We start from the raw sequence: 15,012 nt of genomic DNA, 5'->3' as shown, positions 1-15,012 counted from the left end.
GCATTTTAAAATAAAAAAATGGACTTAAATAACATCCCAAAGATAAAAAATACCGATAGCGGAAACTTCTTCCTGCTTTCGGGTCCTTGTGCCATAGAAGGCGAAGAAATGGCACTGCGTATAGCAGAGCACATTGTTACTGTAACCGACAGGCTTAAAATACCTTACGTATTTAAAGGCTCGTTTAAAAAAGCGAACCGTAGCCGTGTAGACAGCTTTACCGGCATAGGCGATGAAAAAGCACTGAAAATACTTAGAAAAGTATCTGAAACTTTTGACATACCTACCGTTACAGACATCCACACTAACGAAGATGCTGCAATGGCAGCACAGTATGTAGATGTGCTGCAAATACCGGCATTCCTGGTAAGGCAAACTGACCTTGTGGTAGCCGCTGCCGAAACCGGCCGCACGGTAAACCTGAAAAAGGGCCAGTTTATGAGTCCGGAAAGTATGAAACACGCGGTACAAAAGGTGCTGGACAGTAATAACGAAAAAGTTATGGTTACAGACCGTGGCACCATGTTTGGCTACCAGGACATGATTGTAGATTTCCGTGGCATACCTACCATGAAACAATTTGCAACCACCGTGCTCGATGTAACCCACTCATTACAGCAACCTAACCAGGTAGCGGGTGTTACAGGAGGAAGGCCGGATATGATAGAAACCATAGCCCGCGCAGGTATTGCTACCGGTGTAGACGGTATTTTTATAGAAACACATTTTGACCCGGCTAACGCTAAAAGCGATGGCGCCAATATGCTTCACCTTGATTATTTTGAAGGGCTTATGGAAAAACTTAGCGCTATAAGGGCTACCATAAATGCTTTTTAACGAGGCATAACCAATATTGCAAACACATTTTTTTACACACATCACATAATGAAACAACCTTTATTAAAGGTTGTACTAGCTTTTTGTATTTTTTCACAGTACACCTTTGCGCAGCAAGCGCCAGCAAGTCCTGAAAAATACACCGCCCACAACAAAGGCAAATTTTATTTTTACTGGGGAGGTAACCGCGAAAGTTACTCACGCTCAGACATTAACTTTACCGGAAACGGGTATAACTTTACCCTGTATGATGTAGCAGCGCACGATAAGCCACTGGGCTGGAACCACCGCTACATTCAGCCTGCAAAAATGACCATTCCGCAAACTAATTCGCGTATTGGTTATTATATTAACGACCACTATAACGTAAGCATTGGCATAGACCACATGAAGTACGTAATGACGCAGGATCAGTATGCCAATACAAACGGTTATATAGACTTACCTGCATCAGATCCGGGTTCTGCATTTAACGGTACATACAATAACGTGCCGGTAAAAATGACCGAAGACTTCCTAACGTTTGAGCATACAGACGGGCTTAATTACGTAAATGTAGGCTTTGCACGTGTAGACGACCTTTCTAAATACATAGGCATTACTAATACTGACATCATACAAATTAACCTTACCGAAGGTGTAGACGCCGGTATGCTGTACCCTAAGACCAATGCTAAAGTTTTAGGTAAAGAAAGGCACGACGACTACCACATTTCAGGATATGGCGTGGGTGCTAAGGCAGGGCTAAACGTAACCTTCTTTAAGTATTTCTTCTGTCAGGTAGAACTTAAACAGGGTTACATAAATATGAGCGACATACGCACCACCTATCAGGGTGCCGATCGTGCTTCGCAACACTTTACTTTTACTCAACGTATTATAGCATTTGGTGGTATCTTCAGGTTATAATGATAACACCTTATAATTATAATGGCTGCCTTTTCGGGCAGCCATTTTTTATTGTTCAAAATACTCAAAGGCATCTATTATATCCAGATACACGCCATCAAATCCGGCATTTAAGATTTTATCTAAATAGGAATCATTGTTACGATAAATAATCCCCTGCCAGTCGGCATCCCAGTACTTTACCTTGTAATTACCGGGCCAGTCTGGGTTTTCCTGGGTTAACCAGGACGGGTTACCAGTATTCCAGCTGCTTTGCCAATAATACCTATAATTTTCAGCCTCACCTATAGACATATAGCAGATAACCATACGCGTACCCCCGTTAGCTTTTTGTTTCAGGCGCGCTACCTCGGTGGCGGTAAAAGATTCGTTTTCCCTGTACAAATCCATTATCAGTACATCATAATTAGTAGCCGTAACCGCAGTAATAAATTGCTCTTTCGATGTGTAATTTTCAGGGTTAATCAGATACAGGAAGTTCTTTGCCTGCGAAAGAGACGTTATATTATTACTGTTTACATTATTCGGCGCTCCGTTAGGTATCACATTCAGCGCACGTTCGGTTGCCGCAAACGACACATAACCTGCCCTTTGGCTCTTTGTGTATGAATCCTGTATTTTTGCAGGTGTACGGCAATAATCAGTAACCAGTATTGTTTTACCTGCATTTTTAGAAATATCTAAAAAATAGCGCAGGTACTGTGTTGCTGAAGCATCGGTAGCCTGATCGTCGTTATCATAGCCGTAAAACAAATCTTCCTGCCCGTTAGCATCAATCGCGTTAAGATACGCTAAATCGGCAGTTCCATCCTCATCCCCTGTTGTGCTTACCAGCTCTATACCATTTTGCGGAATTACTGCAAACCCCTGTCGGATTGTTTTTGCCTTTGCACTAATACCCATTACAAAATCACGCATTTGTTGTTTGTAATCAATACCGGAATTGTCAGTAGCCGTGCCATCATCGGCATGATTGCACCCCGATAAAAGCAGGGCTGCATATAGGTATAGTAGTTGCTTCATACGCTTACAGGTTTATTGTTTAACTTAAAATGAATACAGTTTAGTGTGGATATGCAAAAATAGTTTCCCGTTTTTTAAACTTTGGCTAAATTAGCCCTATAAACAAAACAGCATGGAAATCCTGCAGCAAATCACAGCTCTGAGAGACGAGCTGAACCAACATAATTACAACTACTACGTGCTCGATGCACCTACTATATCTGACTTTGAGTTCGACATGAAACTTAAAGAGCTTCAGGCACTTGAAGCTAAGCACCCGGAATACTTTGATGCCAGCTCGCCCACACAGCGTGTAGGTGGCGCGGTTACCAAAAACTTTAATACTGTGGTGCATGAATACCGTATGTATTCATTGGATAACGCTTACAGTATAGACGAACTACGCGAATGGGAAAAACGCGTACACAAAAACCTCGGTACTGATGACGTGCAGTATACCTGTGAACTCAAATACGATGGGGCCTCTATAAGTATTTCTTACGAAAATGGTGTGCTTACAAAAGCGGTAACCCGCGGCGATGGCTTTCAGGGCGATGAAGTTACTACCAACATAAAAACAATCCGCTCCGTGCCCTTAAAGCTAAAGGGAGATTACCCGGCTAAATTTGACATACGTGGAGAAATAGTACTGCCATTGGAAGGCTTTGCAAAGATGAATGCCGAACTGGTTGAAATTGGCGAAACCCCATACAGCAACCCTCGTAACACCGCCTCGGGCAGCCTTAAATTACAGGACAGTGCCGAGGTAGCCAAGCGCCCTTTAGATTGTTTGCTGTATTCGCTTATAGGCCCTAACCTGCCCATAGACACCCAGTTTCACGGGCTTGAAAAAGCACGCGAGTGGGGCTTTAAGGTTCCTAAAGAATCACGCCTGGCGGCAAGTATAGACGAGGTTATTGCGTTTATAGAACACTGGGACCACCACCGCCACGACCTGCCTTTTGAAACCGATGGTGTGGTTATAAAAGTAAACGACTTACATCAGCAGGAAGAATTGGGTTATACTGCTAAGAGTCCGCGCTGGGCTGTAGCCTATAAATTTAAAGCCGAACGCGTAAGCACCAGGCTAAACAGCATTAGCTACCAGGTAGGCCGCACAGGCGCCATTACCCCTGTTGCTAACCTGGAGCCGGTGCAACTTGCCGGAACCATTGTAAAACGTGCCTCACTGCATAATGCGGACCAGATAGAAAAACTTGATATTCGAGTGGGCGATGAAGTATTTGTAGAAAAGGGTGGCGAAATTATCCCGAAAATTATTCAGGTAGATTTTGAAAAACGCCCGGCAGATAGTGACCCTACGGTATATATAACGCATTGTCCCGAATGTGGCACCGAACTGGAACGCAAGGAGGGCGAAGCGCAGCATTACTGTCCTAACTTTTATGGGTGCCCACCGCAAATCATAGGGCGTGTACAGCACTACATTTCACGAAAGGCTATGGATATTGAAGGCCTTGGCGGCGAAACCGTAGCATTATTATACAATTCCGGCCTGATTGAAAACTATGCCGACCTGTATGAACTGAAAAAGGAACAGGTAACACCGCTGGAACGCATGGCAGATAAGTCGGCGCAGAACCTTGTGGATGGTATTGAGAAGTCTAAAGAAGTACCTTTTGAACGTGTGCTGTACGCACTGGGCATTCGTTACGTAGGGGAAACTGTAGCAAAGAAACTTGCCAAACACTACAAATCCATAGAAAACCTGGCACAAGCTTCGTTAATGGATTTAATACTGGTTGATGAGATTGGCGAACGCATTGCACAAAGTGTGGTCGGATTTTTTGAAAATGAAGAGAACCGTAAAATCATAGAGCGACTGCAGGGCTACGGAGTGCAACTGGAATCCAATACTGTAGAAGTTGCTCCTGCCAGTGATTTACTTGCAGGTAAAACTTTAGTAGTATCGGGTGTGTTTACAAAGTTCAGCCGAGACGAACTAAAAAATGCCATTGAAGCAAACGGTGGCAAGGTAGGCAGCTCCATCTCTAAAAAGACAGATTATGTAGTGGCCGGAGATAATATGGGCCCCTCTAAACTGGAAAAAGCTACACAGCTGGGTGTGAAGATTATTAGCGAAGATGAGTTTTTAGAGTTGCTGGGCAAATAAGCCAAATTACAACCTAAAACCAACCAACTATGAAGAATGTATTGTATATAATATCGATGACCTTTTTCTTTTTAAGCTGTAATGGACAAACAAAGAACGAAAAAAACGCAGAAGCGCCTGCACTAAGAAAGGCAGTGACTAATAAGGTGTACGATTCTATAGCTAAGGCAAGGTATACAGCGGCGAAGAAATACAATGATAGCCTGGCAATAGTAATGCAATGGCAACCTGTAAATACAGACAGTTTACTTTGGCGCAGTAAAAATGGTGATATAGGTTTTCCCACGTCATCATTTCGTATGCCGGATTATTATTTAGCATTTTATATGACGCATTTTAACGATGAAAAACACACCGAATTTAAAGACGTAATAGATGCAACTACTTACAAACTCATATCGGGCGATGGTTACGGTTACGGGGCATACTTTAAAGACAAAAAGCATATTTACAATTTTTGGGGAAATTCGGATGGGGGCGGCTTTGAAATTGTTGATGCTGATTATAAAACTTTTGAAAACCTTAGTGATTGCTATGCAAGAGACAAAAATTACATTTACGATTTGCGCTTTGGCAAGATAGAAGAAATCGATGCTAAGACCTTTGTGCTTATCGACGCAGAAAAATGTATTGGCAGGGACAAAAATGGATACTATAATGGGAATGATCTATTAACAAAAGAACGCCTTAAAGATGATCCTGAAACAAGAGCCATTATCAACAAAGACAAAAAACGTAACCACAAAAAAAGCTAAGAAACTAAGCCGCTCAGTAACTCAGAAGCTCTAAAAATGAATATAAAACTACTTGCCATAGGCAAAACCGATAATAAAGCCCTTCAAACGCTGATTGAGGATTACACTAAGCGGCTGGGCTTTTATGTAAAGTTTGATTTGGAAATCATTCCGGATATTAAGAACGTAAAAAACCTGAGTGAGGCGCAGCAAAAGGAAAAGGAAGGCGAACTGATATTGAGTAAACTCTCCCCTACCGACCAACTTATTTTATTGGACGAGAATGGCAAAACTTTTAGCAGTGTAGGCTTTAGCGAAGAAATGCAGAAGAAGATGAACAGCGGGGTTAAAACATTGGTATATGTTATAGGCGGCCCTTATGGCTTTAGTTCCGAAGTATATGCCAAGGCACAGGGCAAGGTGTCTTTATCGTCTATGACGTTTAGCCACCAAATGGTGCGTTTGTTTTTTATAGAGCAGGTGTATAGGGCCTTTACTATTTTACGTAACGAACCGTATCATCATCAATAATCATAAGACACTAATTGCCCTAATTTTTACTAAAAAGTAGGTAATAATGAAAAATGTAGACAATTATATAGCGCAATTCCCACAGGAAACACAACAGGTACTCAACCAGGTTAGGGCGGTTATTATTACTACCTGCCCCGAAGCTGTTGAAAACATTAGCTACGGTATGCCGGCGTACAAACTAAACGGGAAAGCACTGGTGTATTTTGCAGGATATAAAAATCATATTGGGTTCTACGCCACCCCTACCGGCCATGACGCATTTAAAGAAGCATTAGCCCACTATAAGCAAGGAAAAGGCTCGGTGCAGTTTCCACTGACAGCGCCTATGCCACTGGAACTGATACAGCAGATTGTTTTATTCAGAATCAAAAATATTAAAAACCCCAAATGAGCATTGTGCTCATTTGGGGTTTTATATTTACTCGGTTAACTTAAACCGATATATAATTGTACCTACCTGTTTATCGGGTGCCGAATTGCTCGCATCAAATTTGGTATTCATAGCAGCAATCTTTGCCTGATCCAGTAAACAACGGGCCGCGTTTGTTGTGCCTTTTGCACCAGGGCTTGCAGAAATTACCCTTCCGTTTTGGTCTACCGAAATGCTAACCACCACAGTACCTTCTTCATTACAGGTATAATTGGGTTGTGGTTTATTCAACACCTTACGCCCATCGAGCCTGTAGTTACCGTTGCCGGTACCGCGTCCACCGCCGTTACCGCCACCAGAGCCGCTTCCAGTTCCCGGTCCGGTTCCTGTACCTTCTCCGCTACCGTTGCCACCACCTTTACCGCCGCCGCTACCGCCGTCGCCGTAGTAGCCACTGCTGTTTTTATCGCCCCCCAGCTGCCCTTTATTACCCGACCGGTCATCATCACCATCGCCGCCCTTGTTATTACCGTTAAGCAGGCTAGATAATGCGTCGCTGGTAGATTTAGATGGCTTAGGCGTATTAACCGGTTTCGGCTTTACTTCAGGTTTTACATTCTCCTTTTTAGGCTCTTTTTTTTGAGGCTTTGTATTGGCTACAGCCGGAGCATCATCCAGGTCGCTCGCCACTACTTCGTCCTCATCGGGCGTTGCTGCCGGTGTACGTTGCGATTTTTGGCTTACATCAAGCACTTCGCTTCTAAAGTCGGCTCCTGAGCCAAACTCACTATCACCAAAATTAACGGTAACACCGCCACCTCCGCCACCGCCTTCCAGGTCTACCAAATCATCGGCAGCACTGGTTTGCTTAAATACAAACAACGCAAGTAGCAACAACATAAAAATTGCTGAAGTAATACCAAGCGATGTTTGTTCGTCCCTGTTAAAACTCATGGGGTAGCTGATTTATTTAGTAGTAGCTATTACAAATTTAAGTTTTAGCCTTACGCCAATTTCCAGGATATTTACCATATCCTGAACTTCCAAGTCGCGTGGCAACCTTACAATCACCGTCTTATCGCCGGTTTCCGCAACCTTTGCCGCAAGAGCCGGCTCAAGTTCTTCAAAACTCAGCTGCTGTTTATCTAAAAAATACTGCTTTTCGGGCGTTACAGAAATACTTGCGTGTGCCTTGTCGGTAGTATTGTTACTTTCCGCTTTTGGCAGCATCAGGTCTATAACGTTAGGGTTTGCAAGTGTAGATATAATCAGGAAGAACAACAGCAAAAAGAACATAATATCGCTAAGCGCACTCGCCGCGATCTCTGCATGGAAGCGTTTGTTTCTCCTTACTCTCATTTACCTACGGTTATAATGTTTACAAACTGAATCACGGCACGCTGTACCCTTAGGGCAAAGCCATCTATTATCATGTTAAAATAGTGGTAGCCAGAGTAGGCCACAACACCAACAATAAGCCCTAAGCCAGAGCTGATCATTTTTTCATAAAGACCACCGGAAATAGACCCTATACTTATATTCTCTGTAATGGAAATGGTATAGAAAATTTTGATAACCCCGGAGATGGTACCGATGAAACCAAGAATAGGCGCTATACCGGCTACAAGCCCCAGCCATCCCAGTTTCTTTTCCATAAGGCTAATCTCTACGTTGGTTTGTTTTTCCATCATACCTTCAATCTCACTAAGCGGACGCCCGATTAATGAAATACCACTCTCAAGTATATTACCTGTAGCGGTATTAGCTTTACTGGCTGCAAGCTGAGCTGCTTCTAGCTTACCTGAACCCAAGTGCATACGAACCTCGTTTATCAACGCGTCATTTTCTTTACCGGCACGGCTTATATACAGTGCGCGCTCTATAATTACATAAATGGTAAAGAAAAGCAGTAACAAGATTGGGATAACCATTACCCCACCCTTCATTAATAAAGAAAAATAATTTACTGATTGCGCAGCAACTGCCGGAGCAGCAGTAGCTGTAGAATCGGCTGCAGCGGCAGGTATGGTGTCCTGCAATAAGAAAATAAGGTTCATCATGTTTTTAGTTTTCGTTTTTAGTTGCACCTCTAAAACTGTGCCCTTTTTATACAATAACGGCAAGTTGAGGTATAGCGTATGCAAATAAATAAAAAACCTGCCTATTTGCATAGGCAGGTTTAAAATATTTTAACACGTTACCGTGATTAAGCTACTTCTTCAGGAGCCTCGTTGTGCCTTTTTACAATAGCATTCTTTTCGGCTTCAGATGTAGTATCTACCAGTACAGGAGTTGCAATGAACAGCGATGAGTATGTACCTACTACAATACCTACAAGCATTGCAAATACAAATCCACGCAGAGAGTCACCACCAAATATAAACATAATACCAAGTACAAGAATCATGTTTAATGAAGTGTTTAACGTACGCGACATTGTGGTGTTGATAGACGAGTTAACGATGTCTTTAAACGAACCTTTTGTAGTACCTGCAAGGAACTCACGAACCCTGTCGAATACAATTACGGTATCGTTCATAGAGTAACCGATAACGGTAAGGATAGCAGCGATAAAGTGCTGATCCATTTCCATGTGGAACGGCATAAATTTATATAGTGCCGAGTAAAGACCCAGTACAAAAATAACGTCGTGAGCCACGGCTGCAATAGCACCAAGGCTGTACTGCCACTTACGGAAACTTACCATAAGATAAATAAACACAATAGCCATAGAGCCAAGAACCGCCCAGTACGAGTTTGTCTTAATATCGTCTGCCACAGTAGCACCTACTTTAGAAGCCTGAAGGATACCTAAAGTCTTGCCCTGGCTTGTATTTACAAAGCTTTCGTAAGAAATGTTGTTGCTGTAGTACTTTTTAAGTGCAGCATATAGCTTCTCGTTTACTTCTCGATCAGAAGCTTCAGAGTTATCGTCTACTTTATATTTGGTAGTAATACGAAGCTGAGAATCGTTACCAAAAATCTTAACGTCTACGTTATCGTCAAATACCGCATCAGAACTTAGTTCTTCTTTAATCTTATCTGCAGGAACTGCTTTCTCAAATTTAACCTGGAACGTACGCCCACCCGCAAAGTCGATACCTTGGTCAAGGCCGTTCACGTAGAACGATACGCAGCTACCTATAACTACTATAGTAGAGAATATATAAGTAAACTTCTTGATTTTAAGGAAATCAAAGTGGAAGTTAGTAAACCAGTTTTTAGACAGGCTTGTAGTAAAGGTTAGTTCTTTACCTTTCTTCACATAATAGTCAAGGAACATCCTTGTAATGAAGATAGATGTAAACAATGAAGTAAAGATACCAATAAGAAGCGTAGTGGCGAAACCACGAACCGGACCTGTACCAAATATAAACAGCACTAAACCTGTAAGTACGTGGGTAACGTTAGCATCGGTAATAGATGACATAGCACCCCTCCAGCTGAACGATGTTTTTACAGCTTCCTCAAGCGACTTTCCGTGACGGAGTTCTTCCTTGGCACGCTCGTATATAATAATGTTAGCATCTACCGCAGTACCTATAGTAAGTACAATACCTGCAATACCAGGTAGCGTAAGTACAGCACCAAAGCTGGCAAGACATCCAAAAAGGAAAAGGATGTTTACAACAAGGGCAACGTTTGCAAATGTTCCTGACTTACCGTAGTAAATCCACATCCATAAACATACTACAAGAAGACCCGCTATAGACGAGTTAATACCGTTATCAATAGCTTCCTGACCTAGTGATGGACCTACGATTTCAGACTGAACGATTTCTGCACCTGCTGGTAGCTGACCTGCACGCAGTATGTTAGCTAAGTCTTTTGTCTCAGTTACATCAAAAGCACCAGAGATTTGTGAATTACCACCAGAGATAGGGCCTGTAGTTACACCCGGAGCCGAGTATACTACGTTGTCCATAGTAATAGCTATGTAACCTTGCTCACGGTACGCCTTACCGGTCATTTCTTCCCACTTCTGGGCACCTTTAGCGTTCATGGTCATAGATACAGCCGGTTTACCCATTTGGTCAAATGTATCACTTGCGCCTGTAATTACGTTACCACCAAGCGGAGCAACGTTTTCTTTGTTACCCTTAAGGGCATATAGCTGAAGAACGCCTTTAGCCTTCTTAACATCTTCTTTACCGTATGCGAAACGTGCAAAACGCGCTTCTGCAGGAAGCAGGCTGCGAATGTCCGGGCGGTTTAGGTACTCTAGTACTTTCTCAGCATCTTTAGTAGACACGATACCAAGTACCGGACCTGCAGACTGCATAGGAGTAAGTTTTTCAAACAGCGGGTTTTCACCTTTTTTGGCTGCTGTAGAATCTTTAGAACCTAAAAGTTTAGAGATAGAGTCGTTTTTAACTTCGGCAGTTTCTTTACCGGCTACTTTTTCAGTTTTTTGAAGTGCAGCGTTAGCACTTACAAGGAAGCCTTGAAGGTCTGTAGCCTTAAAGGTTTCCCAAAACTCAAGCTGAGCAGTACTTTGAAGTAGTTTTTTTACACGGTCTATATCTTTAGCACCAGGTAGTTCTACCATGATACGGCCGGTTTCACCTAGCCTTTGTATGTTTGGCTGCACTACACCAAATTTATCAATACGCTCGGCAAGTACACCAAAAGCACTATCAATAGACTTGCTTACTTTTTTAGCAATAATTTTTTGTACCTGATCGTCAGTCATGGTAGTGTTGATTTCCTCACCATTAACTTTGTTTGTAAATACTTCAGGCGACGCAAGTTTCAGGGAACCTTTAGATTCTTCTTGAAAAGCGATAAAGAAAGCATCCAGGTATGATTGGTTACCTTTCCTCTCTTTGGTAGCTCTCTCCAGTGCTTTATTAAACACTATGTTTTGAGAGTTGTTAGAAAGGCTCTTTAGGATGTCTTTCACAGAGATCTCAAGCATTACGTTGATACCTCCTTCAAGGTCAAGACCTTTATTAATTTGTTTGTCTCTTACTTCATCATATGTGTAACCAAGATACACTACTGAATCCTTCATGGAATTCAAATAGGCCACTTCCTTGTCTGCATCGCCTTTAGCAATAGCCTGGGCATCAGCCTGGATATTGTGAGACACAAACGTAAAGGAAAGCTGGTAAATACACACTAATCCTAAGAGGATAGCGAAAAATTGTACAAGTCCCTTATTCTGCATTATTACTTAAATTAATTATTCCTTTTTTAAAAAACGAGCAAATATATAATTTCAGAAAAGATTAACCAATTTATTTACAAATTATAATCATAAAAATGCAAGCTATACGCAACAGCCCGCATATTTACTACTGAAATCGATATCGCAACAAATAAAAAAATACACCACTAAACCTATATATATAAGGTACACCTACTTAATAAAATAGTGTAATGATACGTTAGCATTTACAAACTTACCAAAGGCCACAATACCCTGAAGGCCAAAGTTTCCGAAAGTATAGTTTGTACCTACTTCTCCGATGTAATTGGTTCTGGTTTTGTAGATATCATGAAGCTTTTGGTTCAAAATCTGCTGCAGAGGCACTATATCTTCTACACTGCCGCGGGAGCCACTAACTTTATAAGAAACATTACTAACGTTAGTTATAAAGCCCACAAAAAACTCCACTTTACCAAACTCTTGCGACGCAGAAAGCTGATACTGATAGGTATCTACGCTACCCGTGATGTTATTTATACCCAATGACCCAAAGGACGTTTGAATATTTAAAAAGTCAAACGTAACATCTTCCCGGCCATAACCGGCAAGCACTGCTAAGTTTATTTTTTGTTCCCTGAGCGCTTTAAAATACTGGCTAAAGTTGTACTTAAGCCCCACCCCAAAAACCTGATACTCACTTTTTTTCAGCTTTACTTTTGTAGAGTACTTTACAACAAGCTCTGTACCGAAGGGAAGCCCAACCGAAGCCTGTAGATACGGATAAGAAACCACCTGCATATCCATACCCTGAGGTGTTTTTATGTTTATCGGTTCACCCTGAAGCTCACCCGTTAACAACACCTGTGATTTATTACCTAAAGCAGTAGGAATTTGCGCAGAAGATGCGTTTTGTATCTTAAAAAATTTCAGATCGCTGTTGCTTAGCAAAAAACTAAGATCTTTATGAGGTGTCATAAACACATTAGCATGCAGGCCAAACTGCACATCCCAAAGTGCTACTTTTTTAGGGGATGTTATCCAACCCGATGAGGCCTGGTATACCGCCGCATCTGTAGCCGGGGTTACATAGCGGTCTGAAAAAAACATAGCATCGCCTAACAACAGGTTTAACTGCTTTGTAAGCGCCACCACATCAGTTTGTGCAGCAAGCGGGCCTGAACAAAAGAACAGGCCCGCCACTAACACTTTAAAATTATTTTTTAACAGCTTATGCATCAATTTTTGCATAAGCAGCATTCTTCTCAATAAACTCTCGCCTTGGTGGCACCTCATCGCCCATAAGCATCGAGAAAATCCTGTCGGCTTCCGCAAGGCTATCAATACTTACCTGACGCAGGGTACGATACTCAGGATTCATGGTAGTTTCCCATAGCTGCTCTGCGTTCATTTCACCAAGACCTTTATAACGCTGTATAGTAGCACCTCCACCCATACGTTCGTTAGCATCGTCGCGTTGGGTTTCTGTCCATGCATACTCTTTTTTATTGCCTTTTTTAACCAGGTATAACGGCGGAGTAGCTATATATACGTGTCCGTTCTCTATAAGCTCTTTCATAAACCGGAAGAAGAACGTAAGGATAAGCGTGCTAATGTGGCTACCGTCTACGTCGGCATCACACATAATCACCACTTTGTGGTAGCGTAGTTTATCCAGGTTAAGCGCTTTACTGTCTTCTGCTGTACCAATAGTTACACCCAGTGCAGTAAATATATTTCGTATCTCTTCGTTTTCAAAAACCTTGTGGTGCATGGCTTTCTCCACGTTAAGGATTTTACCCCTTAGTGGCATAATAGCCTGGAACGCCCTATCTCTACCCTGTTTTGCAGTACCACCTGCCGAGTCACCCTCTACAAGGAAGATTTCGCATTTTGCAGGATCCTGCTCAGAACAGTCGCTTAGTTTACCCGGAAGTCCACCGCCACCCATCACGGTTTTACGCTGCACCATTTCACGCGCTTTCTTAGCAGCGTGGCGGGCCTGCGCGGCCAGGATTACCTTTTGTACTATGGTACGGGCATCGTTAGGGTTTTCTTCAAGGTAGTTTTCCAGCATTTCGCTTACCACCTGGCTCACAGGAGCCACCACCTCTCGGTTACCCAGCTTGGTTTTGGTTTGGCCTTCAAACTGAGGTTCGGCAACTTTAACCGATATAATAGCCGTAAGCCCTTCACGGAAGTCGTCACCTGATATTTCAAACTTAAGTTTCTCAAGAAGCCCCGAATTATCGGCGTATTTTTTAAGCGTATTGGTAAGCCCCCTACGGAAACCCGAAAGGTGGGTACCACCTTCATGCGTATTAATATTGTTAACGTAAGAGAAGATATTTTCGCTGTAGCTGGTATTGTATATAAGCGCCACTTCTACAGGTATTTCACCCTTGTCACTCTCCATGCTTATTACATGACCAATGATAGGCTCACGGTTGCCATCCAGGAACTTAACAAACTCCTTAAGACCTTCCTGAGAATAGAATGTTTCGCCAAGGTAGGTACCGTCCTCTTTTTGCTCACGCTTGTCAGTAAGGGTTATGGTAATACCTTTATTAAGGAATGAAAGCTCGCGCATACGGGCGGCAAGCGTATCATAAGAATACTCAAGCGTTTGGGTAAAAATAGTACCATCTGGCTTAAACCATACTGTAGTACCGCGCTTTTCGGTTTCTCCTATCTGTTTTACAGGATAAATGGCTTTACCCCTTTCATATTCCTGCTCGTATATTTTACCATCGCGGAATACGGTAGCTTTTAAATGATCTGAAAGTGCGTTTACACACGACACCCCCACACCGTGAAGACCACCGGATACCTTATAAGAGTCCTTATCAAATTTACCACCGGCACCTATCTTGGTCATTACTACCTCAAGCGCCGATACGCCTTCTTTTTTATGTATATCTACAGGAATACCACGGCCGTTATCTTCTACGGTTATAGAGTTATCCTCGTTTATGCTTACAAAAATGGTATCGCAATACCCGGCAAGTGCCTCGTCTATAGAGTTATCTACAACTTCGTATACAAGGTGGTGAAGACCGCGCGGCCCTACATCACCAATATACATGGACGGACGCATCCTTACGTGTTCCATACCCTCAAGGGCCTGGATACTATCAGCCGAATAACTGCTTTTCTTTGCTTCTTCGCTCATAAATGTATGTCCTTAACTATAATTTCAGTTTAACGAACAAATATAGGTAAGTACAGGCGATTATGCTAATATACCAACCCTTTTAGCACTTGAGTTATTAACAATTTATTAAAACCACACCAGCTTTTGAGAAAAATTCAATCTTTTTCCACAAAACAAAAAGAGCGCCCC

13 protein-coding genes are annotated in these 15,012 nt (G+C 42.4%); 6 read left to right on the top strand and 7 right to left on the bottom strand.

Features of this window, described 5'->3' with window-relative positions; translation table 11 throughout:
• The first annotated feature begins 18 nt into the window (after positions 1-18).
• Both kdsA and ACLI08_RS15070 read left to right on the top strand, forming a co-directional pair.
• Positions 19-837, top strand: coding sequence for a 3-deoxy-8-phosphooctulonate synthase (kdsA, locus tag ACLI08_RS15075; RefSeq protein ID WP_411429336.1), 819 nt, complete (start codon positions 19-21; stop codon positions 835-837).
• Positions 838-885: 48 nt separating this feature from the next.
• Positions 886-1,746 carry a hypothetical protein gene (locus ACLI08_RS15070; protein ID WP_411429335.1) on the top strand — a complete coding sequence of 287 codons (861 nt, stop codon included), beginning with the start codon at positions 886-888 and terminating at the stop codon, positions 1,744-1,746.
• A gap of 48 nt (positions 1,747-1,794) precedes the next feature.
• Here ACLI08_RS15070 and ACLI08_RS15065 read toward each other — a convergent pair whose 3' ends face one another.
• Positions 1,795-2,769 carry an endo alpha-1,4 polygalactosaminidase gene (locus ACLI08_RS15065; protein WP_411429334.1) on the bottom strand — a complete coding sequence of 325 codons (975 nt, stop codon included), beginning with the start codon at positions 2,767-2,769 and terminating at the stop codon, positions 1,795-1,797.
• Positions 2,770-2,881: 112 nt separating this feature from the next.
• On the opposite strand from ACLI08_RS15065, the gene ligA reads away from it, so the two are divergent.
• Genes ligA through ACLI08_RS15045 form a run of 4 tightly spaced genes read left to right on the top strand, consistent with a single transcriptional unit; the run spans position 2,882 to position 6,541 of the window.
• Positions 2,882-4,882 (top strand): NAD-dependent DNA ligase LigA, encoded by a 2,001-nt coding sequence (ligA, locus tag ACLI08_RS15060; protein ID WP_411429333.1) that lies wholly within the window; start codon positions 2,882-2,884, stop codon positions 4,880-4,882.
• 29 nt (positions 4,883-4,911) lie between these two features.
• Complete coding sequence (locus tag ACLI08_RS15055) at positions 4,912-5,637, top strand: DKNYY domain-containing protein (RefSeq protein WP_411429332.1); 726 nt, start codon at positions 4,912-4,914, stop codon at positions 5,635-5,637.
• Between the two features lie 36 nt (positions 5,638-5,673).
• Positions 5,674-6,147: a 23S rRNA (pseudouridine(1915)-N(3))-methyltransferase RlmH gene (gene rlmH / locus ACLI08_RS15050; protein ID WP_411429331.1), complete on the top strand. Its 474-nt coding sequence runs from the start codon at positions 5,674-5,676 to the stop codon at positions 6,145-6,147.
• 46 nt (positions 6,148-6,193) lie between these two features.
• Complete coding sequence (locus ACLI08_RS15045) at positions 6,194-6,541, top strand: iron chaperone (RefSeq protein ID WP_411429330.1); 348 nt, start codon at positions 6,194-6,196, stop codon at positions 6,539-6,541.
• Between the two features lie 27 nt (positions 6,542-6,568).
• On the opposite strand, the gene ACLI08_RS15040 is transcribed toward ACLI08_RS15045, so the two are convergent.
• The 6 genes from ACLI08_RS15040 to gyrB form a co-directional block, all read right to left on the bottom strand.
• Positions 6,569-7,474 (bottom strand): energy transducer TonB, encoded by a 906-nt coding sequence (locus tag ACLI08_RS15040; protein WP_411429329.1) that lies wholly within the window; start codon positions 7,472-7,474, stop codon positions 6,569-6,571.
• A 12-nt stretch (positions 7,475-7,486) separates the two neighbouring features.
• Complete coding sequence (locus ACLI08_RS15035; RefSeq protein ID WP_411429328.1) at positions 7,487-7,879, bottom strand: ExbD/TolR family protein; 393 nt, start codon at positions 7,877-7,879, stop codon at positions 7,487-7,489.
• Positions 7,876-8,580, bottom strand: coding sequence for a MotA/TolQ/ExbB proton channel family protein (locus ACLI08_RS15030; RefSeq protein WP_411429327.1), 705 nt, complete (start codon positions 8,578-8,580; stop codon positions 7,876-7,878). The genes ACLI08_RS15035 and ACLI08_RS15030 overlap by 4 nt, the downstream gene beginning before the upstream one ends.
• Positions 8,581-8,726: 146 nt before the next feature.
• Complete coding sequence (gene secDF, locus ACLI08_RS15025; protein WP_411429326.1) at positions 8,727-11,690, bottom strand: protein translocase subunit SecDF; 2,964 nt, start codon at positions 11,688-11,690, stop codon at positions 8,727-8,729.
• 192 nt (positions 11,691-11,882) lie between these two features.
• Complete coding sequence (locus ACLI08_RS15020) at positions 11,883-12,908, bottom strand: DUF6588 family protein (RefSeq protein WP_411429325.1); 1,026 nt, start codon at positions 12,906-12,908, stop codon at positions 11,883-11,885.
• Positions 12,901-14,841, bottom strand: a complete 1,941-nt coding sequence (gene gyrB / locus ACLI08_RS15015) for a DNA topoisomerase (ATP-hydrolyzing) subunit B (RefSeq protein ID WP_411429324.1) — start codon at positions 14,839-14,841, stop codon at positions 12,901-12,903. Before gyrB ends, ACLI08_RS15020 begins: the two co-directional genes overlap by 8 nt.
• Positions 14,842-15,012 lie beyond the last annotated feature (171 nt).

It is taken from the genome of Flavobacterium sp. RNTU_13 (genome assembly GCF_046614455.1).
Classification (GTDB): Bacteria; Bacteroidota; Bacteroidia; order Flavobacteriales; family Flavobacteriaceae; genus Flavobacterium.
This window is presented reverse-complemented; position numbering and strand designations above follow the sequence as displayed.

What these genes read in the sequence shown, in the direction of transcription:
- kdsA (WP_411429336.1), top strand. Translation starts at nt 19, where the DNA reads ATGGACTTAAATAACATCCCAAAGATAAAAAATACCGATAGCGGAAAC.
- ACLI08_RS15070 (WP_411429335.1), top strand. Translation starts at nt 886, where the DNA reads ATGAAACAACCTTTATTAAAGGTTGTACTAGCTTTTTGTATTTTTTCA.
- ACLI08_RS15065 (WP_411429334.1), bottom strand. Translation starts at nt 2,769, where the DNA reads ATGAAGCAACTACTATACCTATATGCAGCCCTGCTTTTATCGGGGTGC.
- ligA (WP_411429333.1), top strand. Translation starts at nt 2,882, where the DNA reads ATGGAAATCCTGCAGCAAATCACAGCTCTGAGAGACGAGCTGAACCAA.
- ACLI08_RS15055 (WP_411429332.1), top strand. Translation starts at nt 4,912, where the DNA reads ATGAAGAATGTATTGTATATAATATCGATGACCTTTTTCTTTTTAAGC.
- rlmH (WP_411429331.1), top strand. Translation starts at nt 5,674, where the DNA reads ATGAATATAAAACTACTTGCCATAGGCAAAACCGATAATAAAGCCCTT.
- ACLI08_RS15045 (WP_411429330.1), top strand. Translation starts at nt 6,194, where the DNA reads ATGAAAAATGTAGACAATTATATAGCGCAATTCCCACAGGAAACACAA.
- ACLI08_RS15040 (WP_411429329.1), bottom strand. Translation starts at nt 7,474, where the DNA reads ATGAGTTTTAACAGGGACGAACAAACATCGCTTGGTATTACTTCAGCA.
- ACLI08_RS15035 (WP_411429328.1), bottom strand. Translation starts at nt 7,879, where the DNA reads ATGAGAGTAAGGAGAAACAAACGCTTCCATGCAGAGATCGCGGCGAGT.
- ACLI08_RS15030 (WP_411429327.1), bottom strand. Translation starts at nt 8,580, where the DNA reads ATGATGAACCTTATTTTCTTATTGCAGGACACCATACCTGCCGCTGCA.
- secDF (WP_411429326.1), bottom strand. Translation starts at nt 11,690, where the DNA reads ATGCAGAATAAGGGACTTGTACAATTTTTCGCTATCCTCTTAGGATTA.
- ACLI08_RS15020 (WP_411429325.1), bottom strand. Translation starts at nt 12,908, where the DNA reads ATGCATAAGCTGTTAAAAAATAATTTTAAAGTGTTAGTGGCGGGCCTG.
- gyrB (WP_411429324.1), bottom strand. Translation starts at nt 14,841, where the DNA reads ATGAGCGAAGAAGCAAAGAAAAGCAGTTATTCGGCTGATAGTATCCAG.